Source organism: Brevibacillus sp. SIMBA_040, assembly GCF_046535075.1.
In the GTDB taxonomy this organism is placed as follows: domain Bacteria; phylum Bacillota; class Bacilli; order Brevibacillales; family Brevibacillaceae; genus Brevibacillus.
Genome location: NZ_JAWRXI010000004.1, coordinates 52,647 through 72,732, shown reverse-complemented (window position 1 = coordinate 72,732; position 20,086 = coordinate 52,647). Strand labels below are relative to the sequence as shown.

Below are 20,086 nucleotides of genomic sequence, written 5' to 3'. Positions count from 1 at the left end.
GATGGAAAAGCAAAAGATTAAACTAGGCTTGATGGGGTTTGGAACAGTAGGTACAGGTGTTGTGCGAATCATTTCGGCGCACCAGGAGGATTTGCAAAAACAGACCGGACTCGGAATTGAAGTTACAAAAATCCTCGTGCAGGATGCCGAAAAGTCCCGCAATATTTTGTCCGTAGACAGCTTGCTTACAACCGATCCAACAGAGCTTTTGCATGACCCTGAAATCGAAGTCATCGTAGAAGTCATTGGCGGAATCAACCCAGCCAAGGAGTACATCCTTGAAGCGTTGGAGCGTGGCAAGCATGTTGTAACGGCAAATAAAGATTTGATGGCCTTGCATGGTGCCGAGATTTTGAACAAGGCGCAAGAAAAAGGCTGCGACGTGTTCTATGAAGCAAGCGTAGCGGGCGGCATTCCGATCCTTCGGGCGCTGGTCGAAGGCTTTTCGTCTGATCGCATTACGAAGATGATGGGAATCGTAAACGGGACAACTAACTATATTCTGACCAAAATGAGTCAGGAAGGTGCAGAATACGCAGAGGTATTAAAAGAGGCGCAAGCATTGGGCTACGCTGAAGCGAACCCGACATCTGATGTTGAAGGCTTTGACGCTGCTCGCAAAATGGCCATTTTGGCTACCTTGGGCTTCAGAGTGCCGATGAAGCTGGAAGATGTCGATGTCAAAGGAATCAGTCAAGTAAGCAAGGAAGATATCGCGTATGGCAAGCAATTGGGCTATGAAGTAAAACTTCTTGGTCTTGCTCGTCGTGATGGAGAAGCAATTGAAGTAAGTGTACAGCCAACTCTGGTTCCTAAATCGCATCCACTCGCTTCTGTAAATGGTGTTTTCAACGCTGTCTATGTACATGGCGAGGCGGTAGGAGAAACCATGTTCTACGGTCCGGGTGCAGGTGAATTGCCGACAGCAACGGCTGTTGTTTCTGACTTGGTTACCGTTGTGAAAAACAGAAAGCTCGGAGTAAACGGGCGCGGCATGGTGGCACCTTACAAAGAGAAAATTCTCAAGGAAGATAGCCAAAAGCTATCCAAGTATTTCCTGCGCATCGTCGTAGCAGACAAACGAGGCGTGCTCGCCCAGATTACACAGCTTTTGGCTGACAAGAACATCTCGCTGGAGCAAGTCATTCAGCAGCCGTACAATAACGGCGGGGAAGCTGAGATTATCATGGTGACACACATGTCCTCCAAGAGCGATATGGACGGCGTATTAGCGTACATGGAACAAATGGAAATCGTATCGAAAATCAAAAGCTGCTATCGCGTGGAAGGTGGAGACAAATAATGAGTGCAGATCGTAATTCCGGCATCATCGCACGTTACCGGGAATTCCTCCCGGTCACAGACAAAACGCCACTCGTTAGCTTGCATGAAGGAAACACCCCACTGATTCATGCACCGAACCTGTCCAAGCAATTGGACGTTGAGTTGTATGTAAAATACGAAGGCTTGAATCCGACAGGCTCGTTTAAGGACCGCGGAATGGTCATGGCTGTAGCCAAAGCAGTAGAGGAAGGTAGCACAACTATCATGTGCGCGTCGACTGGGAATACATCAGCAGCTGCGGCTGCCTATGCAGCTCGTTGCGGCTTGCGTTGTATCGTTTTGATACCAAGCGGAAACATCGCTTTGGGAAAACTGGCCCAAGCAATTGCGTACGGGGCAGAGGTCATCGCCATCGATGGCAATTTTGATGAAGCACTCCATATTGTTCGGGAAATAACTGCCAAAGAACCAATCACGCTTGTAAACTCTGTAAATCCATACCGGATTGAAGGACAAAAGACAGGAGCGTTCGAAGTATGCGATGCCTTGTCCGACGCACCGGACATTTTGGCTATACCTGTAGGGAATGCCGGAAACATTACGGCGTATTGGAAAGGCTTCAAGGAATACAAGGCGGCTGGAAAATCGAGCAAGCTGCCAAAAATGTATGGATTCCAAGCAGCTGGTGCAGCTCCGCTCGTAATCGGCGAGCCGGTGGCGAATCCGGAAACCATTGCCACAGCAATCCGTATCGGCAATCCTGCAAGCAAAGAGGGAGCGCTTGGCGCTATCAGTGAATCAGATGGTCTCGTAGATAGCGTGACAGATGAAGAAATTTTGCATGCGTATCAGCTGCTGGCAAAGAGTGAGGGCGTTTTCTGCGAACCGGCTTCGGCTGCGTCCTTGGCTGGAATCATCAAGCTCCATCAGGCAGGAAAGCTTCCACAAGGGGCAAAAATCGCATGCGTACTGACCGGAAATGGATTGAAGGATCCAAATATCGCCTTGAAGCTGGTTGGTGAAGAACCACGTTCGGTTCCAGCGACGTATGAGGCCGTAATGGATCTCGTTCGCCAAAAAGGGAGAGAAGTATTGTCATGAACAAAAGCGTCGTTAAGGTAACCATCCCAGCCAGTACAGCCAATCTTGGCCCTGGGTTCGATGCCTTGGGAATGGCGTTTCAGCTATATTCGGTCGTGGAGATGGCCATCAGTGATGTGACGACGATTGAACTAGTAGGCAAGGAGCTGCAGGGGACACCAGCTGATAAAAGCAATCTGCTTTATCAGGTTGCGGCAGGGTTATTTCAGGAAGCGGGGCTCTGCGTACCTGAGCTCTTTATCCGTGCCGCAAGTGATGCTCCACTGACACGAGGACTCGGAAGCAGTGCTGCTGCTATCGTAGGGGCTTTGGTCGCTGCGAACCAATTAGCGGGGGAGCCATTTACCCGTGATCAATTGTTTGCGAAAGCTTCCCAAATGGAGGGTCATCCTGATAACGTCGGAGCCTCCATGTTCGGTGGAATCGTAGTTGCTACCATGCCTGATCAGGCGGGTACCCCTGTCCCTTATGTAAAGCTTCCGGTTCCGCAAGGCTTGCAGACACTTGTGATGATCCCAGAGTTCCCACTCTCAACAGAAAAGGCGCGGAAAGTACTGCCGCAGGTGTACAGTAAGCAGGATGTTGTATATAATGTTGGTCATAGCAGTTTGCTCGTTGCCGCGTTAGCGCAAGGCAGACTCGACCTGATGGGACAAGCGATGGCGGATCGGCTGCATCAGCCATATCGCGCCGAGCTTGTACCTGGCTTAAAAGACATCCTGGACAATGCTACGGAACACGGGGCGGCAGGTGCTGCTCTGAGCGGAGCAGGACCGACGATTCTCTGCTTTTTCCAAACGGAGGATGAGCAGGCTAGACTTCGTGAGTTTGTGGACAGGGTGATGAAAGGGCACGACATATCGTACCGCGTCATGATACTACTGCCGGACGAACATGGCGTACAGGTAGAAATCCATCAGAGATAGAGTAAGTGGATAGGAGTAACGCCATGGAGAAGAAACTCGCTTTTCTCGGACCACGAGGAACATTTACCGAAGAAGCGGCTCGCGCTTTAACCGTAGGACAGAAGCTTACACACGTGCCGTATCCGGGTATTATCGAAGTGCTAAACGCTGTTGCCAAGGAAGAGGTGGCCTTTGGAGTCGTTCCAATGGAAAATTCCATCGAGGGGACAGTCAATTCAACACTGGACTGGCTTATTCATGAAGTCGATTTGCCGATTCTGGCTGAGCTGGCTTTGCCAATCACACAAAATCTGTTGGTTGCAAAAAGAGAAGAGCCACTCCCTTTTTCAGAAATTACGAGAGTACTGTCTCACCCGCAAGCTATTGCCCAAAGTCACAATTTTCTACGAGAAAACTTGCCGAACGCAGGTATTGAGTATGTAAACAGTACTGCCTTGGCAGCGCAGATGGTGAGTGAGAACCCACAGGAACCATGGGCAGCGGTTGGGACGAGACTGAATGTAGAGATTTATCCACTGGAATTTGCGAAGGAACAAATTCAAGATTATTCGAATAACTATACACGATTTGTTCTGGTAGGGCGGGAGCCTTTAGATATGCCTGCATCCCAAAAAGAAAAAACAACGATCTTGGTGACATTGCCAGAAGATTTTCCAGGAGCGCTCTATCAAGTATTGGCTGCTTTTGCATGGCGGAAAATCAATCTGTCGAGAATTGAATCTCGTCCAACCAAGAAAGCATTGGGAAATTATTATTTCGTAATTGATATCGAGCAAAAAATGGATGACGTGTTGCTTCCGGGCGCTTTTGCCGAGATTGAAGCGATCGGCTGTCAGGTGCGTCAGCTCGGCACTTATCCATTTTACCTGCTACAAGCCAATTCCTAGGGATTGGCTTTTTTCTTTTTTCCTCCACGTTCTAACAAGGAATAGCCTCCAAGGAGCAAAACGCCCATGGGTGCATACCATGGTAGGGAGTTTTACGCAAGGGAGGAGAAATAGTGAGGATTCACGTAGTCCAAAAAGGCGACACCTTGTGGAAGATCGCCAAAAAATATGGTGTCGATTACAAGGAACTGTTACGCCTGAATAACCAACTCAAGACTCCCGATACGATCTATCCAGGAGCGAGAATCAAAATTCCGGCGAAACGTGTACCCGTACGACCTCAAGACAGACAAACACCTCACCCAATGAGTGAGGCCCCTTATGTAAAAGAACGGCCTATTACGGAAGAGGAAGGGCCAGAAGTGCCAGAGCAAATTGAACGCAGGCCGATTGAACCAGAAGAAGAAGAAGAAGTGCAGATCGAATCCGAGCATGAGATGCGTCCGGCACTACCACCAACCACACCACCACCACCAACTACTCCACCACCGACTTCGCCACCAAAAGAGCCGGAACCTGTTAAACCTGCGCCAACCGTCTCACCAGAATCTCTACCACCGCCTGTTCCATTGCCTCAACCAACAAGACCGATTGCACCACTACCAACAGCGCCGTATGTTCCACCGAATGCCAACCTGCGTCAACAACCATTTTTACCACCAATGCCACCAGCGTTGCAACCGATGCCACCGGCGTTGCCACCAATTCCACCTACTCGGGTGAGTCCTTATATTTATCAACAGCCAATGCCACCCAACATACCGAATGTATCACCGATGCCACCGACACAAATCCGTCCCTTGCAACCAATGAGGCCACCAGGTGTGTATTGTCCGCCATGCCAGCCACAAATCCAGCCGACAAGACCACCAAGTCAGGTGCTACCATGGCAGCAGATCCAGCCACCGCCACAAGTGCGTCCAATGCCACCAATGAAGCCGCCGCAGCAAGTACTTCCGTGGCAGCAAACCACACCGCCGCAGCAGATACGCCCTTTGCCGTTGCCACCAATGAAGCCACCGCAGCAAGTACTTCCGTGGCAGCAAACCACACCGCCACAACAGATACGCCCTTTGCCGTTGCCACCTATGAAGCCACCATCGCAGCCACGTCCATGCCCGCCATGCAATGGGCCACAGGTACGCCCAACCTACTCACCGCCACAGGTAAGTCCATCTCAAAAGACTAGACCAAGTCGACCAACTCCGTGCCCGCCAGGTACAGCGCCGTTGAGGAGGCCTTCGTTTCCAAGAGAACCAATAGTGTCACCGGAATTCATGCCGCCACCTAGAATAGCGCCCATGTTGCCATTTCCACCACCATTTCCGCCACTGTTTCCACCGCCAATGCCATTTCCACCACCATTTCCACCACCAATGCCGTTTCCGGCGATGCCAATGCCATGCCCACCAATGCCAATGCCATGCCCGCCAATGCCACTGAAACGACATCGTATAAAAAGACCGATTTGCCCAGAGCGTGTAGAATCGTCATCTTCATCGTCATGCGATTGTTCTCCGGAAGAATCCGTTAGAAAATACAAGACTAGCAGAGGTCCGCAGCCATTTCGCAACAACATGATGTTTCCACCTTCCCCGTGTGTGTCCTCCATGCCTGAAAAAGGGGTATGGCCGAATTGGGGAGATGGACATGATGAATCCTCTGCTTATTGAAAGGGACGGGTATGAACAAGGGACTCATATCTTCACTTGAAAAAGCGTTTCGCTGTCAGATTCACGGGGTAAAACCAAAGCGAAATGTGAATCTGCTGAAGACGGACCGGGGCCATTGGATCATCAAAGGATATAAACAGATGGAAAAGGCAGTTTGGGTAACCGAGCTTGCGGATGCGCTTCGACAAAAAGGATTTATGCACACGGTTCATTATGTTTCGGACGTAGCAGGAGCGAAAATTTTTCCTTATGAGGATCGCTATTACACAATAATGAAAATGATTGACGGTCAGGAAGCCGATAACGGCTCGTTGTTTGATGTGAAAAAAACTGCCGAGACTCTGGCACGCTTTCATGTGGCTGCACAGGGCTTTCCTGTCGTACAATCATATGCTTATGAAGGCAAACTTGCTTTATTGGACAAATGGGAGAGTCGGTTAGAGTATTTCGAGAGGCTCACGTGGTCTATCGAGCAAAACGGTCCGCAAAACAAGCTGGAGCAGATTATTCAGCAAATGTCAGAACCTGTGATCCGCGATGGGCAAGAAATTCTCCAGTCTGCCTACAAGCTGCCGCTTACACCGGAATTGTTTGCGGCTATGGAGCGGGGAACCTTGGCTCATCGGGATGTAGCAAGTCATAATTTCCTGATCACACAAAAAGGGAACTGCTACTTAATTGATCTGGACACAGTGGGTCATGACCTGCAACTGGTAGATCTCGTTCAGTTGATGTCGCGAATGCTGTTGATGCAAGACTATCGCATGGATTCATTCGTGGAGGCGATGGAGGCTTATAGCAAAATCAATTACTTGAGCGATACGCAAATATGGGCTGTGCATCAGCTGCTCCGTTATCCCGACAATTTCTTGCGTGAAGTCACAGGTCTATACAGCAATCGCCCCGGCTATCACTCACGAGGAGTAATGCAGCTGCTACAAATGGAGGGCAAACTGCACCAAAACCGACAAAGCTTTTTAAATGCAGGTGAACGAATTTTTCAACGGTCGCCATGGGGTCATTACCACTTTGTGGGATGAAGCAAGAGTCTTTCATACAGCGCAAAAAGAAAAACATCCCTCATTTTTTTCGAGGGATGTTTTTTTGTAGGGCTTACTTGGCAGCTGGCTTGGACAGGTCGATTTGGAACTTCGCAAAGCCATTTTCCAGTACATTGATGAATTTCATGTTGGACATTTTTTCAGCGAATGGTTTTGCATCTGGTGAAGAAGTAAACGTTACATTTACTTTTTCCTTCACTGGGGTAAATGACCAGTTGTTGTCCGCAGCTGGATTGATATCTTTTTGGCTAAGGATGTAGTCGATAACAACTTGGCGGTTTTCGTCTGGAGAGTCGATGACGATGTTTGTGCCATCCAGACCTGGGAAGGAGCCGCCACCGCTTGCACGGTAGTTGTTCGTTACGACGATGAATTTATCTTCTGCTTTCACAGGCTTGCCATTGAAGGACAGATTTTTGATGCGGTTCGCATCTTTGTTAGCAATTGTGCCGTCGATCGCGTATTTGGACGGCACTGTTACGTCGATTTGATAGGTAACACCGTCAATCACGTCAAAGTTGTACGTAGGGAACGCGTCGTTTACAAGCAGCTGCTCTTCTGATTTTTTCACATCGATTTGATTGAATTGACCAGCGGAGCGCTCCAGCCACTCTTGCAAAGTAGTACCGTTGATCAATACTGCTTTGAGTGTGTTTGGATAGATGTACAGGTCAGATACGTTTTTGATTGCGATTGTACCTGCAGGAATGTTGGTGTAATAGCTTGCGCCGTTACGTCCGCCTGCTTTGAATGGTGCACCTGCAGAGAGAACAGGGATTCCATCATATTCGGTACCTTTGATATTTTTTTCTACGAACCATTTTTGTGCATTGGTCACGATTTGGATGGATGGATCATCCTGAACCAGTGCGAAGTAGCTGAAGATTGGCGAAGCTGTTTTTCCTACTGCGGAGCGTACCCACTCGACGGTGTGATCATGAACTTCTTTAACAGCATCGAGAATGGATTTATCTGCGTCAGCGAGGGAAGCTTTATTCGCTTTATCGTAGATTGGAATTGCTTTGGAAGTAGATTCAGCTACTTTCCATTTTCCGTTTTCTTGTGTCAGCGTGAGGTCAATCACGCCGAGATTGTTGCCCCAGTAGCCAGGCATTACAGCTGGTTTACCATTAATGGTTCCTTTTTCGCCATCAACGCCAGCGATGTTTTCAAAGCCAGGACCTGGGAATACAAGGTGGGAGTGACCAAACAGGATAGCGTCAATCCCATCAATTTTGCTCAATTGATAGCTAGCATTTTCCAGATTGGTAGCGTTTTCAACAGGGCCGAGACCAGAGTGAGGTACGGCAACAATAATGTCTGCGCCTTTTTGCTTCATCTCAGGGATGAATTTTTTAGCTGTTTCTACGATATCTTTAGCGATAACCTTGCCTTCCAGATTCGCTTTGTCCCACTGCATGATTTGAGGAGGAACAAAACCGATTACGCCAACCTTCAACGTTACTTCCTTGCCGCTTTCGTCCTTGAATTTACGCTCGAGAATTTGGTAAGGAGTGAACAGGTTTTTGTCGTTGCTCGGGTTGTTGTCTTTGTCATCAACATAGACATTGGAGTTTACATACGGGAATTTAGCACCTTTTAGGCTGCGGTCCAGATGCTCCAAACCAAAGTTGAATTCATGGTTTCCGATGTTGCCGAGGTCGTAGTTCAAGAGGTTCATCGCTTTGTAAACGGGGTGAGTTTCACCGTCTTTCAAAGGATCGATTTTAGCAACATAGTCACCGAGCGGGTTACCCTGGAGCAAGTCGCCGTTGTCAATGAGGATGCTGTTTTTTGCTTCTTCACGAGCTTTTTTAATCAGGGTAGCTGTTTTGGCAAGACCGAATTCGTCAGTAGACTTGTCTTGATAGTAGTCATAGTTGACGATGTTCGTGTGGATGTCAGTAGTTTCCAAGAGGCGGAGCTTAAGAGTGGAGCTGGCTGCAGCGCTTACAGGAGTAAGTGGAAAAGAGATGGCGCTAACAACCAAAGAGCTGCTGAGTAAAAACGCAGCCAGGATTTGCTTGTTTTTCTTTGTCATGTTTTACATAACCTCCATAAGTTTAACAATAATGCCATGCAAAATAAGTTTATCACTAGAATTGTATAATTGGTAGATAGTCCCTTGAAATATGTCGTAAATTACGAATCTTGAGAGAGCAGGGTATGGCCCCCTTTTTTACTGGCGAGAATAGGAAAAAAGACAGAGAAGGGGTTCATTGTGATATGGAAAAAAATAGAAAATGGATGGTGTATGCTTCGTGGACAATAGCGCTCCTGACAGGCCTTGTGGCGGGTTTCTTTCTAGCGGATAGCGGAAAGGATGCAGGAGGGCTGCGTCAGTGGTTTACCACGGTATCGAATAGGTCTGTAGACGCCGTCGGAAAGCCTTATAAGCTTGTTCTCACCCGGACATATCTGTGCGGTGTGAGGGATGAGGAGCATAAGCCGACAAGTCTTAATCACCTGGCAGAGACGATGGTAGATTACAAGGGCTGGGAAATTGTATCAGCCGACTCGGCAAAAATGATATTAATGAAACGCGAGCAGGATATCTCCCCACGCTGCAAGGAAAACGGTCATTTTGGGATATCACCTGACGGCATGCTGACCCTATTTCACGGAGTGCCGTCGGAGCAAGAGGTCGTCCAAACCTTTTATCGAATCAATACAGCCAAAATGGAAGCGAGTCTTTCCAAAGAGGAAGTGGAGAACCTGAAGCGCGGTATTCGCGTTCGAGACTTGGCTGAATACAACAGTATCTTGTCCACGTATGGCGAATTTCAATTAAATGACGACTACTAGGCTGCCCCGATGAAGGGCAGCCTTTATTCTTTCATGTCGATCGCTGTAATACGCCAGCGTTCTCCGGGAGAGGAGCGCCGAAGGGTGAATTTCCAGCGTTCTTTTTGATCGTGACTATTTTTAGTGAAGATATCGATTTGAACAGGTACCTCCACCAAAAAAGGCCCTCGTTCGTCAGATGGGATCACGACCTCCGACTTTTTAACGGATACAATTTCATGCAGCTTGGATGGTAGATGAAACCCATCAGTAGTCATCCGCATTGTATGCTCATCGTGCTCATGCAAGGCCGTGAGAAAATACTCGATTAGCTCTTCCGGCAGTGCCCCGCTAATTGTGCTGGGCAAGGCACCAGACGCTTTGAGGATCATGAGGCTGTGACTAGGGTCAGGTTCTGTGCGCCGATGAGTTGAGCTGCCAAAAAAGTGAATACAAAAATGCCCAGGAAAATCATTTCCTCGAATCGCACCAGCCCCATGTGGCATACCATGCATGGATGCAGCGTAGTATAGTCCATCTACTTCGACGAGAATTGCCCGCCTTTTCCAGCTCCATTTTCCCTGATAAATATTTTTCATAATCATGGTATCTTCTCGGGTCAACGGCTGTACGTCAGCATGACGACTACCTGCCCTGCGCTGGACTTCAAACCTTTCGCCTGTCTCCATATCAATAACGGTGCCGTAATCCATCCGTGCGAAAGACTTTTTTACTTGCTCCCAAGGCACTGCTTGCCCATAATGTACCTTTTCCACGGCCATTACCAACTCATTCAGCCGTTGTTTCATTTTTGTGCCTAACAAATATTGACGAGGCTTTTCTTTATCAAAGAGGCGGCCGTCGTGATCATACAAAAAGGTGCGCTTGTGTACTGTTAGAATTGCTCGCTGCCAATGCGGCTGAGGAGTTGCGGGAACTGATTTCACGTGTAGAAGCTGCGTTGCAAAATGCTTATCGTGAAAGGTGAGAGTAGAAATAAACAGGGAAGAAGGCGATACGGAAACGGATATCCTCACTTCGTCTTTTGAATTGGCATAGGTGATTTGTGCAAACGACAACAAGGTTATGATCAAACAGGAGCAGTATATAAGCAGTAAAGCACGCCGCAAGTAAAAACACCTCCACTGTTATATTTTTGCCCAATAAAGGGGAGGAATGAGGAGCAAATCTTGGTATCATAAGCACCTCGCCGTTTTGCCATACTGTTTTCATACGGCGATCATAAGGAGGAGTCTTTTAGCATGTCTTCGATGCCAAGGGGTAGCTATAAAGACCAGTTCCACCAGCGTTTGTACGTTCAATTGAACCAAGGACACAACAAGCTCAATTATCGCCAGATCAATATGATTAATGAGCAGATGCAGAGCGGCGTTGATGAATACGCCCATATGCAGCATGATGTGTCAGAGTCACTCGGGATGAACAAACACTAAATGAGATGACGCCGTGTAACCCGTTCCCTCTTTTGGGAGCGGGTTTATTTATTTTCTTCTTGGACTGCTCTGTTTTTTCGTATGGAAATACACGTTCGCTTTTTTGACGCTTTGTGTTACAGTAGAGGATAGAATCGTAGCCAAGCGGAGAGTGAATTATGCGTATTTTAGGAATCGATCCTGGCATTGCAATTGTCGGATTCGGAATTTTGGATAAGCAGGGCAGCCAGTTGCGTCCTGTCCAGTATGGGAGTATCCAGACCGAAGCGGGCTTGCCGGTGCCGCTGCGGCTCAAACAGATTTTTGAAGCGATGCAGAGTCTTTTGGAGACATATCGTCCCGATGAAATGTCGGTGGAAAAATTATTTTTCAATAAAAACGTGACGACGGCCTTTACGGTAAGCCAAGCGAGAGGAGTTATCCTTTTGGCGGCTGAGCTCGCTGGTGTGCCTATCCATGAGTATACGCCGATGCAGGTCAAGCAAGCGGTGACAGGCTATGGTGGCGCTGAGAAAAAGCAGATTCAGGAAATGACCAGGAAGCTATTGAAGCTTAAAGAAGTACCAAAGCCTGACGACGTGGCGGATGCGCTGGGAATTGCAATTACGCACGCACAGTTCCGGGCGTACATTTCCATTTCGGAAGGAGTCCAAAAATGATTGATTTTGTGGAAGGCACGTTGTGCTATCTGGATTCGGAATACATAGTGCTGGAGACGGGAGGCATCGGATATCGGCTTTTTTGCCCGAACCCATACCAATTTGTTCGCTACGAAGGCAGCAAGACCAAGCTGTACACGCACCATCATGTCCGCGAAGATGCGATTTTGCTCTATGGCTTCGCTACCCGGGATGAGCGTGATTTGTTCCGCAAGCTGCTCGATGTAAGCGGGATCGGTCCAAAAGGCGGCTTGGCTATTTTGGCAGCAGCGACACCAGAGCAGCTCGTTATGGCTGTTCAACAGGAGAATGTTACGTATTTAACGAAGTTTCCGGGTATTGGGAAAAAGACAGCACAGCGCATCATTCTCGATTTGAAGGATAAATTGGTAGGATACACACCATCTGCTATTTTGACGGTAGCTGCTGGGGATTTGACAGCAGGTGAACAGGCAGTTTCTGCTTTGAACGAAGCGCTTGATGCACTGACAGCACTCGGCTATTCAGATGGAGAGCTGCAAAAAATCAGAAACGCCCTAGCGGAAAAATCAAAAGAGGGCGATGGAGTGGAAAAGCTCATCAAACAAGGGCTTGCTTTGCTCATGAGGGGGTAGGATTTTGGATCAGCGGATCATCACGACGCATATGAATTGGGAAGAAGATGCGGCGGAGCTGAGCCTCCGTCCTCGCTATTTAAACGAATATATTGGACAGCAGCACGTAAAGGAAAACCTGAAGATCTTTATCGAAGCAGCCAAAATGAGAAAAGAATCGCTGGACCATGTATTGCTGTATGGTCCGCCAGGTTTAGGAAAAACAACGCTGTCGCAAATTATTGCGAACGAGCTCGGAGTGAACATCCGTACGACGTCAGGGCCTGCGATTGAGCGTCCTGGAGATTTGGCTGCCATCCTGACGAACCTGCAGGAAGGCGACGTCCTTTTTATCGATGAGATACACAGGCTCAACAGAAGCGTCGAGGAGGTATTGTATCCGGCGATGGAGGACTTTGCGCTGGATATTATCATCGGGAAAGGGCCGAGCGCACGCAGTGTCCGCTTGGATCTGCCTCCGTTTACACTAGTTGGGGCAACGACACGGGCAGGTATGCTCTCTGCGCCTCTACGTGACCGTTTTGGCGTAGTGAATCGACTGGAGTTTTACACCGTGCCAGAGCTGACCTTTATCGTTTCTCGCGCTGCTGACATACTCCAGGTTATCATTCGTGAGAGCGGAGCAGAAGAAATTGCCCGACGCTCGCGTGGAACCCCGCGTGTGGCGAATCGCCTGTTGAAGCGGGTGCGGGATTTTGCCCAAGTAAAAGGCGAGGGTGTCATCACGACCGAGATCGCAAAGGAAGCTCTGGAGCGATTGCAGGTCGATGCGTGCGGGCTGGATCATATTGATCACAAGCTGCTGCTCGCAATTATCGACCGATTCGACGGTGGGCCTGTGGGGCTTGACACGATTGCTGCTACCATCGGGGAAGAATCACAAACGGTAGAAGATGTTTGCGAACCCTATCTCATGCAAATCGGCTTTATGCAGCGGACGCCGCGGGGGCGTGTCCTTACCCCGAGCGCGTATCAGCATTTTGGGCGGGAGATGAAATCGTGAATCCTGTAGCTAAGCTGCTTATATTTGGTGGAGCTGCTTTGATCGTGATCGGTATCCTGTGGCAGATAGGCGGGCGATTCTTGCCGCTTGGCCGCTTGCCGGGAGATATTGTGGTCGAGAAGGAAAACGTCAAGTTTTACTTTCCTGTTGTGACCTGTATCGTAATTAGTATTGTCCTGTCTCTTGGGATGTACCTGTTCCGTTTGTTTAAATAGAAAAATCCAATCAAAGCCATCGGAGCCGCTAGTTCCGATGGCTTTTTGTTGTAGGCGGAAATAGCAGTGGTGCAGCCGCGCTCTAAAGAATAGACATGGCGCAAACAGGCTCTCTTGTGTGAGTGTGTTTGGTCCCAAATTGAGAAAAAGGGCAGGAGATTGAATTGTGATTGTCGAAAAACATGGGAGTACATGCCAATTTTCGACGAATGAATTCAGGTGAAAGGAAGGACGATGGACGACATGAAGAAGAAATGGATGGGAACTGTCCTTTCGGTGGGCCTGATCACTGCTGCTCTTGTGGGGGGACAAGTACCGGCAAATGCAGCTGGTGACAACATCCGGGTTGCGCTCTTTGTGGATACAGGACAAGGATACAGAGGCGTAGTCCCTTCGATTACGTTAACCACTGAAAAAGGAATGGAAGTGACACTGGCTGGCCCGGGAGGCAAGACAGCGTTACCTGATTTAAAAGGAGACGCAGCCCGCTATCGGGTTGACGAATATCATTTGGTCGTCGCGGAAACGAATGACTGGAATCGTGCGCAACAGGTAGCGCAGCAAATGAGTCAGCGCAAATACGAGGGCTCGATTCAGGTTGCGAGCCGCAACGGACAGATCGTCTATCAAGTAGTCAGCGGCTCGTATGACAACTATCAGGCGGCGGCTACTCAGGCAAAGACCGTAGCCCAAGCGATCGGTCAAAATCCGCTAGTAAAAGGTCCGTTCCGTATGGAAGCAGGGCAGTTCAAGAGCTTGAATGAAGCGCAGAAATGGCAGGCAGCTTTTGAACAAAAAGGAATTCCAGCCTATCCTGTGCTGCTCGCAGATGACGGAAAAGTTAACTACGCCGTATGGATTGGTGATGAGATCAGCTATGATGCAGCATCAGCATTGGCAGCCAAAGCAAGTGGCGCTGTGCCTGGCCTCACCTATCATGTACCTTCCAGTCAGTCGTATGTTGTGCTGAAGCAGGATGTATACGGCTCTCCAGATGAAACGATCTGGAAGTACGTATTTTCCCCACAAGCCAAGCTGACGGTTGAAAACAAAGCAGGCTCAGAATCCATGATCGGTGTAGTGGAGCGGGATCAACGCACTTATCGAGGTGAGATGGAGCTGTCAGAATACAACGGTCACCTGACGCTAGTCAATGAATTGCCGATGGAGGAGTATTTGTATGGTGTTGTAGGCTCCGAGATGGCTCCAGACTGGCCACTCGAAGCATTGAAAACACAAGCGGTATTGTCCAGAACACGTGCAGTATGGCAAGGCAATAAATACGGGGTCGCGAATGTATCGGATACGGTCATCGAACAGGCCTATTACGGCTTCGCCAAAGAATCCGAGGCTGTTCGTGAGGCTGTTGACGAAACCAAAAATGAAGTTATTTACTACCAGGGCAAGCCAGCCGAGTCTCTGTTTTACTCAAACGCAGGCGGTATGACGGCTGATGGCACAGAGGTCTGGGGGAATCCGGTTCCTTATTTGCGTCCTGTGACGAGCGATGATACATACCCAATGGAAAGAGCAAACGTGTGGTATCGCGTGGAGTTGTCGGATGGTTCAACCGGTTACGTACGAAATGATCTAGTATCAGTGACCGGTGCTGCAAATGGCAAAGGCCAACGCACAGCTGTCATTACAACAGCGAATACAAATTTGCGCTCAGGACCGAGCACCACGCTTCACCGTGTGTTGTCCACATTGCCAAATGGCGCTGAGGTTGCGATCCTCTCGGAAGAAGCAGAGGAAAATGCCTATTCTTGGACGCGAGGTCCTTATACCGTCGCAGAAATTACGGCAATGCTTAATGCGAGTCAGGATAAATACAAGGCTCCGCGTATTCCTGGGAGTGTCACAAGCCTGAAGGTTACAGCCCGAGGACCTTCTGGACGAGTGATCGCGATGGAGGCAAATGGAAAACCGATTGCTGCACCATCGCCGGATACATTCCGTTCGATATTCCAGCAGGGGAGCACTCCGCTTCGTAGCACGAAGTTCGATGTAGAGGTCGTCCAAAACAGCAATCAAACAGGCCCACTGTTTTTGTTCCGCGGTACAGGATATGGACATGGTCTGGGTGTATCGCAATATGGAGCTCGTGCAATGGCGGAGAATGGGTATGACTATAGGCAGATCTTGCAACACTATTACCAGGATGTGACAATCGAGAAATAAGTCCATTGCCACATGATCTGACATAAAGGGAGTAACGATTCGTGGACGTGCAACAATTTGATTTTGAACTGCCGGAGCATCTGATTGCCCAGCAACCTCTAGAAGATCGGACTTCATCCAGATTGCTTGTTTTGCAAAAGCAGACTGGAGATATCAAGCATCAGCGCTTTACCGATCTGATCGATCATCTAAAGCCTGGCGATGTACTTGTCATGAATGACAGTCGCGTATTACCGGCCAGATTGATTGGGGAAAAGGCTGAGACAGGGGCGAAAATTGAAATACTCCTGCTTAAATCTCTCGGGGACGATCGCTGGGAGACCTTGGTAAAGCCAGGAAAGCGTATGAAGCCAGGTACGGAAGTTGTTTTTGGAAATGGGCTATTACGCTGCGTGTGTGAAGAGGTAACAGAAACGGGGGGACGGATTGTTCGTTTTCTGTACGAGGGAATTTTTTATGAAATTCTTGATCAGTTAGGCTCGATGCCATTGCCCCCGTATATTCACGCACAGCTGGAGGACAGCGAGCGGTACCAAACGGTGTATGCACGGGAGAGAGGCTCGGCGGCCGCACCGACAGCAGGTCTTCATTTCACGAAGCCGTATTTGGAGAAAATCGCTGCCAAAGGAATTCAGCTCGCGTACGTGACACTGCATGTCGGTCTGGGGACTTTTCGCCCGGTAGCAGCAGACTCTGTTGAGGAGCATGTGATGCATGCAGAGTATTACGAGATTCCCGAAGAAACAGCCGAACTGGTGAACCGGGCAAAAGCAGAGGGAAGACGGGTCATCGCGGTTGGAACTACTTCGTGCCGGACATTGGAGACAGTCGGGCGTGCCCATGGAGGAAAGCTCGTCGCGACATCTGGCTGGACCGACATTTTCATTTATCCGGGGTATACCTTTTCCATCCTTGACGGGCTTTTGACGAATTTTCACTTGCCGAAGTCCACTCTTGTAATGCTGGTAAGTGCACTGGCTGGCAAAGATCATGTCATGACTGCCTACAAAACGGCAGTGCAGGAAGAATATCGCTTCTTTAGCTTCGGAGACGCGATGCTCATTCTTTAAATATTAAAAAATGTGAGCACCCACCTGTATAAGTGCATCCTTATGAGTCAGGTGGGTTTACTTCACCCGGAAGTTTTTCTATAATAGGAAAGACTTACATACATAGCTTGGGGAGTGCAATGATTTGGCTGTACGCTACGAATTAATCAAAACATGCAAGCAAACAGGTGCACGTCTCGGTAAACTACATACTCCTCACGGGACCATTGACACCCCTGTCTTTATGCCAGTAGGCACACAGGCAACGGTGAAAACGATGAGTCCAGAGGAACTGAAAGCAATCGGAGCGGGCATTATTCTCAGCAACACGTATCATCTGTTTCTTCGTCCTGGGCATGAAATTGTCAGAGAAGCGGGCGGTTTGCACGGATTTATGAATTGGGACCGTGCCATTCTGACTGACTCTGGCGGATTTCAAGTATTTAGCTTGAGTAACCTGCGCAAGATCACGGAGGAAGGCGTTTCTTTCCGTTCTCACCTTAACGGAGAAAAGCTGTTCATTGGTCCGGAAGAGGCTACACAGATTCAAAATGCACTAGGTGCGGATATCTTTATGGCGTTTGATGAGTGTGCTCCGTATCCAGCTGAATACGATTATGTGAAGCAATCTATGGAGCGGACGACGCGCTGGGCTGAGCGTTGCTTGAAGGCGCATTCACGCCCTGATGAGCAAGCTTTGTTCGGTATCGTCCAAGGTGGTATGTTTAACGATTTGCGTGCGCAAAGTGCCCGTGATCTTGTTTCTATGGATTTCCCTGGTTACGCCATTGGCGGACTCAGCGTAGGAGAACCATTTTCATTGATGTATGAGGTGCTGGAGCATACCGTACCACTGCTTCCAACGAACAAGCCTCGTTATTTGATGGGGGTAGGTTCTCCAGATGCACTGCTTGATGGGGCCATTCGGGGAATCGATATGTTTGACTGCGTACTGCCGACGCGCATTGCGCGAAACGGGACATGCATGACAAGCCAGGGCAGATTGGTTATTCGCAATGCCAAATACGCTCGTGATTTTACTCCGCTTGACCCGAATTGCGACTGCTACACCTGCAAGAACTACACACGTGCTTACATCCGACATCTGGTCAAGTCGGAGGAAACCTTTGGCATCCGTCTCACTACCTACCACAATTTGTACTTCCTGGTAAAGCTGATGGAACAGGTGCGTCAGGCAATTGCCGAAGACCGCTTGCAAGATTTCCGAGACCAGTTTTTCGCTCAATATGGATTGGGTGAAGATAGATCTTTTTAATCGAGGGGGATTTTCATGGATGGCTTGACAAATTTTTTACCGATTATCATCATGTTTGCGATTTTCTACTTCTTGCTGATTCGTCCGCAACAGAAAAAAGCAAAACAACGTAACGCCATGCTCGCTGCTATCAAAAAGGGCGACAAAATCGTTACAATCGGCGGCATGCACGGTATCATTCAAGAGCTGACAGACGATAGTGTAACACTTCGTATCGCTCACAATGTGAATGTAACCTTTGATCGCGGCGCTATCAACGGCGTGGTTTCCGCAAGCAGCGAACCAGCAACAAAAAGCGAGCCTGCAAAAATCGAAGAAGCAAAAGAAGAATCCAAATAATACAGGAAAGCAGGTGGGAATCTCCCGCCTGCTTTTTTTTGCCACAGCTCATTACCGCCGTGGTTTAATGCCCTTTGGTTTGTGACTGGAGTTGGCAGAGTTCACCCCCAGGATTCCCCCAATACCAGCAATTGCAAAGGCTGCAAGCAAATAGAGAAAGGTATTCCATTGCATCGGGGCATCAAAGCCGAGGAAACCGATTAATATGACAAGAATAAAATAGGAGAGTCCGGTGAGTCCTCCGTAATACCAGCCTTTGCCGCCGCATCGCCGTCCCGTAACAAAGCCTCCTGTCAAAAGACCTATGGCGTTGATGACGTAAGTAAAGTAAGGTAGAGAGCCTTCTCTCATGCTGGTAAAGCTCAGCAGTATGGTAGCCAGCAATGCTCCAATCAAGATGAGGCCAAGCGTATACAATAGTCCTGTCAATACAGAGGTGGATGCACTCCGCACGTTTGTTACCCCCCTCACTGCTCAAGTGTTTGTACCATCTATATGAGAGGCTTGGCAGACGTATTCATCTTCGCGTTGAACATTAAGGGGAATTTTCGTATGATGGATGAGGAACAAGACGGGGGTGAGGAAAGATGATCAAAACCTACTTTTACAACCACTCAGAACAGAAGATGTTTCATGATGTTGATCTTGCAACAAAGGATCAATGGCTGAAATCGCCGGAGGATCTTCTCTGGATAGATCTGTATGATGTGGGCAACAATGAGCTTCCTTATATAGCCAAGATCTTCGACTTTCACCAACTGGCAATTGAGGACTGTCTGCACGTCAGCCCGCGAGCCAAAGTCGATAAGTACGACGACTATTATTTCTTCGTCTTTCACGCCCTGCGTTACAACGAGGAGAGTGACGATGAGATTACCACAGTAGAACTGAACGTGTTTCTCGGCCCGAATTATATCGTCACGATTCATAAATCCCCAATGAATACAATCGGACGGATCGCAGCTATGTGCCATCGTAATAGTTCTTATTTAAATCGCGGTCCTGATTACCTGCTGTATGCCATTGTCGACGGGATTACCGATGAATACTTCCCAATCATTGACCGTATTAGTGTCCGGATTGACGAGCTCGAGGACGAGATATATGAGCACCAGATGGAGGAAATTACAGAAGAATTCCTCGCGCTGAAGCGAACTATTATTTTGATTCGTCGCGTCATTATGCCGCAAAAACGAATTTTCGCCAACGTCAACGGCCGCTATTCGTTCGACATTTCCGAGGAAAACGTTCCGTTCTACGGTGACTTGACAGACCACTTGGAGAGAATTTCCGATTCAACAGAAACCTTCCGCGATCTGGTAAACGGTACACTGGATACGTACTACACCATTATTAGTGCGAAGACAACTGAGACGATGCGTGTACTCACCATCATTTCGACGATTATCCTGCCTTTGACGTTTATCACTGGCTTGTTTGGAATGAATACCTTTGCCTGGTTAGGTGAAGAAGCAGAGCCCTATATGCTGGTAGTGGCACTCGTCATCATGCTCGGTATGACTTTTGCGATGCTCAAGATTTTCCGCAAGCGAAAGTGGCTGTAATTGGCGCTAATAGTT

The 20,086-nt window shown here is 48.6% G+C and carries 22 protein-coding genes and 1 pseudogene; 17 read left to right on the top strand and 6 right to left on the bottom strand.

Annotation, left to right across the window (positions count from 1 at the left end; all coding sequences use genetic code 11):
- Position 1: 1 nt before the first annotated feature.
- The 5 genes and pseudogenes from SB752_RS08260 to SB752_RS08240 form a co-directional block, all read left to right on the top strand.
- Positions 2-1,303, top strand: coding sequence for a homoserine dehydrogenase (locus SB752_RS08260; RefSeq protein WP_410715205.1), 1,302 nt, complete (start codon positions 2-4; stop codon positions 1,301-1,303).
- Positions 1,303-2,385 carry a threonine synthase gene (gene thrC, locus SB752_RS08255; protein ID WP_410715204.1) on the top strand — a complete coding sequence of 361 codons (1,083 nt, stop codon included), beginning with the start codon at positions 1,303-1,305 and terminating at the stop codon, positions 2,383-2,385. Before SB752_RS08260 ends, thrC begins: the two co-directional genes overlap by 1 nt.
- The gene (gene thrB, locus SB752_RS08250; protein ID WP_410715203.1) at positions 2,382-3,311 is read left to right on the top strand and encodes a homoserine kinase; all 930 of its coding nucleotides are present in this window, start codon (positions 2,382-2,384) and stop codon (positions 3,309-3,311) included. The genes thrC and thrB overlap by 4 nt, the downstream gene beginning before the upstream one ends.
- Before the next feature lie 23 nt (positions 3,312-3,334).
- The gene (gene pheA, locus SB752_RS08245) at positions 3,335-4,198 is read left to right on the top strand and encodes a prephenate dehydratase (protein ID WP_410715202.1); all 864 of its coding nucleotides are present in this window, start codon (positions 3,335-3,337) and stop codon (positions 4,196-4,198) included.
- A 113-nt stretch (positions 4,199-4,311) separates the two neighbouring features.
- Positions 4,312-4,398 (top strand): annotated as a pseudogene (locus SB752_RS08240) (LysM peptidoglycan-binding domain-containing protein); the annotation flags it as partial.
- A 319-nt stretch (positions 4,399-4,717) separates the two neighbouring features.
- Here SB752_RS08240 and SB752_RS08235 read toward each other — a convergent pair.
- From SB752_RS08235 to SB752_RS08225, 3 genes are all read right to left on the bottom strand, one after another.
- Positions 4,718-4,900: a hypothetical protein gene (locus tag SB752_RS08235; RefSeq protein ID WP_410715469.1), complete on the bottom strand. Its 183-nt coding sequence runs from the start codon at positions 4,898-4,900 to the stop codon at positions 4,718-4,720.
- Positions 4,901-4,909: 9 nt separating this feature from the next.
- Entirely contained in the window at positions 4,910-5,284 is a 375-nt protein-coding gene (locus tag SB752_RS08230) for a hypothetical protein (protein ID WP_410715468.1), read from the bottom strand.
- A 91-nt stretch (positions 5,285-5,375) separates the two neighbouring features.
- On the bottom strand, positions 5,376-5,777 hold the full coding sequence (locus tag SB752_RS08225; protein ID WP_410715467.1) for a hypothetical protein: 402 nt from the start codon (positions 5,775-5,777) through the stop codon (positions 5,376-5,378).
- A gap of 105 nt (positions 5,778-5,882) precedes the next feature.
- On the opposite strand from SB752_RS08225, the gene SB752_RS08220 reads away from it, so the two are divergent.
- The gene (locus SB752_RS08220; protein ID WP_410715201.1) at positions 5,883-6,911 is read left to right on the top strand and encodes a phosphotransferase; all 1,029 of its coding nucleotides are present in this window, start codon (positions 5,883-5,885) and stop codon (positions 6,909-6,911) included.
- 73 nt (positions 6,912-6,984) lie between these two features.
- Here the strand turns inward: SB752_RS08220 and SB752_RS08215 are convergent, their stop codons facing one another.
- Positions 6,985-8,973, bottom strand: coding sequence for a bifunctional 2',3'-cyclic-nucleotide 2'-phosphodiesterase/3'-nucleotidase (locus SB752_RS08215; protein ID WP_410715200.1), 1,989 nt, complete (start codon positions 8,971-8,973; stop codon positions 6,985-6,987).
- A gap of 185 nt (positions 8,974-9,158) precedes the next feature.
- Here SB752_RS08215 and SB752_RS08210 point away from each other — a divergent pair, with 185 nt between their 5' ends.
- On the top strand, positions 9,159-9,737 hold the full coding sequence (locus SB752_RS08210; RefSeq protein ID WP_410715199.1) for a BofC C-terminal domain-containing protein: 579 nt from the start codon (positions 9,159-9,161) through the stop codon (positions 9,735-9,737).
- 23 nt (positions 9,738-9,760) lie between these two features.
- Here the strand turns inward: SB752_RS08210 and SB752_RS08205 are convergent, their stop codons facing one another.
- Positions 9,761-10,846 (bottom strand): hypothetical protein, encoded by a 1,086-nt coding sequence (locus tag SB752_RS08205; protein ID WP_410715198.1) that lies wholly within the window; start codon positions 10,844-10,846, stop codon positions 9,761-9,763.
- A gap of 132 nt (positions 10,847-10,978) precedes the next feature.
- On the opposite strand from SB752_RS08205, the gene SB752_RS08200 reads away from it, so the two are divergent.
- The 9 genes from SB752_RS08200 (at position 10,979) to yajC (ending at position 18,506) form a co-directional block, all read left to right on the top strand.
- Positions 10,979-11,170, top strand: a complete 192-nt coding sequence (locus SB752_RS08200) for a hypothetical protein (RefSeq protein ID WP_103108286.1) — start codon at positions 10,979-10,981, stop codon at positions 11,168-11,170.
- 158 nt (positions 11,171-11,328) lie between these two features.
- Positions 11,329-11,829, top strand: a complete 501-nt coding sequence (ruvC, locus tag SB752_RS08195) for a crossover junction endodeoxyribonuclease RuvC (protein ID WP_410715197.1) — start codon at positions 11,329-11,331, stop codon at positions 11,827-11,829.
- The gene (gene ruvA / locus SB752_RS08190; protein ID WP_410715196.1) at positions 11,826-12,443 is read left to right on the top strand and encodes a Holliday junction branch migration protein RuvA; all 618 of its coding nucleotides are present in this window, start codon (positions 11,826-11,828) and stop codon (positions 12,441-12,443) included. Before ruvC ends, ruvA begins: the two co-directional genes overlap by 4 nt.
- Before the next feature lie 4 nt (positions 12,444-12,447).
- Complete coding sequence (gene ruvB / locus SB752_RS08185) at positions 12,448-13,446, top strand: Holliday junction branch migration DNA helicase RuvB (RefSeq protein ID WP_410715195.1); 999 nt, start codon at positions 12,448-12,450, stop codon at positions 13,444-13,446.
- Complete coding sequence (locus SB752_RS08180) at positions 13,443-13,661, top strand: DUF2905 domain-containing protein (protein WP_410715194.1); 219 nt, start codon at positions 13,443-13,445, stop codon at positions 13,659-13,661. Before ruvB ends, SB752_RS08180 begins: the two co-directional genes overlap by 4 nt.
- Positions 13,662-13,895: 234 nt before the next feature.
- Positions 13,896-15,842: a SpoIID/LytB domain-containing protein gene (locus tag SB752_RS08175; protein WP_410715193.1), complete on the top strand. Its 1,947-nt coding sequence runs from the start codon at positions 13,896-13,898 to the stop codon at positions 15,840-15,842.
- Between the two features lie 41 nt (positions 15,843-15,883).
- Complete coding sequence (gene queA / locus SB752_RS08170) at positions 15,884-16,912, top strand: tRNA preQ1(34) S-adenosylmethionine ribosyltransferase-isomerase QueA (RefSeq protein ID WP_410715192.1); 1,029 nt, start codon at positions 15,884-15,886, stop codon at positions 16,910-16,912.
- Between the two features lie 124 nt (positions 16,913-17,036).
- Positions 17,037-18,167, top strand: coding sequence for a tRNA guanosine(34) transglycosylase Tgt (tgt, locus tag SB752_RS08165; RefSeq protein WP_410715191.1), 1,131 nt, complete (start codon positions 17,037-17,039; stop codon positions 18,165-18,167).
- Positions 18,168-18,182: 15 nt separating this feature from the next.
- Positions 18,183-18,506: a preprotein translocase subunit YajC gene (yajC, locus tag SB752_RS08160; protein WP_410715190.1), complete on the top strand. Its 324-nt coding sequence runs from the start codon at positions 18,183-18,185 to the stop codon at positions 18,504-18,506.
- Between the two features lie 51 nt (positions 18,507-18,557).
- Here the strand turns inward: yajC and SB752_RS08155 are convergent, their stop codons facing one another.
- The gene (locus tag SB752_RS08155; RefSeq protein WP_212964796.1) at positions 18,558-18,959 is read right to left on the bottom strand and encodes a TIGR04086 family membrane protein; all 402 of its coding nucleotides are present in this window, start codon (positions 18,957-18,959) and stop codon (positions 18,558-18,560) included.
- A 134-nt stretch (positions 18,960-19,093) separates the two neighbouring features.
- Between SB752_RS08155 and corA the strand changes: the two genes are divergently transcribed.
- Positions 19,094-20,071, top strand: coding sequence for a magnesium/cobalt transporter CorA (gene corA / locus SB752_RS08150; RefSeq protein WP_410715189.1), 978 nt, complete (start codon positions 19,094-19,096; stop codon positions 20,069-20,071).
- The last annotated feature ends 15 nt before the right edge of the window (positions 20,072-20,086 follow it).

Coding starts and splice junctions, on each gene's coding strand:
- SB752_RS08210 (WP_410715199.1), top strand. CDS start 9,159: ATGGAAAAAAATAGAAAATGGATGGTGTATGCTTCGTGGACAATAGCG.
- SB752_RS08175 (WP_410715193.1), top strand. CDS start 13,896: ATGGACGACATGAAGAAGAAATGGATGGGAACTGTCCTTTCGGTGGGC.
- SB752_RS08215 (WP_410715200.1), bottom strand. CDS start 8,973: ATGACAAAGAAAAACAAGCAAATCCTGGCTGCGTTTTTACTCAGCAGC.
- pheA (WP_410715202.1), top strand. CDS start 3,335: ATGGAGAAGAAACTCGCTTTTCTCGGACCACGAGGAACATTTACCGAA.
- SB752_RS08200 (WP_103108286.1), top strand. CDS start 10,979: ATGTCTTCGATGCCAAGGGGTAGCTATAAAGACCAGTTCCACCAGCGT.
- SB752_RS08225 (WP_410715467.1), bottom strand. CDS start 5,777: ATGTTGTTGCGAAATGGCTGCGGACCTCTGCTAGTCTTGTATTTTCTA.
- ruvC (WP_410715197.1), top strand. CDS start 11,329: ATGCGTATTTTAGGAATCGATCCTGGCATTGCAATTGTCGGATTCGGA.
- yajC (WP_410715190.1), top strand. CDS start 18,183: ATGGATGGCTTGACAAATTTTTTACCGATTATCATCATGTTTGCGATT.
- thrC (WP_410715204.1), top strand. CDS start 1,303: ATGAGTGCAGATCGTAATTCCGGCATCATCGCACGTTACCGGGAATTC.
- ruvA (WP_410715196.1), top strand. CDS start 11,826: ATGATTGATTTTGTGGAAGGCACGTTGTGCTATCTGGATTCGGAATAC.
- SB752_RS08220 (WP_410715201.1), top strand. CDS start 5,883: ATGAACAAGGGACTCATATCTTCACTTGAAAAAGCGTTTCGCTGTCAG.
- SB752_RS08260 (WP_410715205.1), top strand. CDS start 2: ATGGAAAAGCAAAAGATTAAACTAGGCTTGATGGGGTTTGGAACAGTA.
- corA (WP_410715189.1), top strand. CDS start 19,094: ATGATCAAAACCTACTTTTACAACCACTCAGAACAGAAGATGTTTCAT.
- thrB (WP_410715203.1), top strand. CDS start 2,382: ATGAACAAAAGCGTCGTTAAGGTAACCATCCCAGCCAGTACAGCCAAT.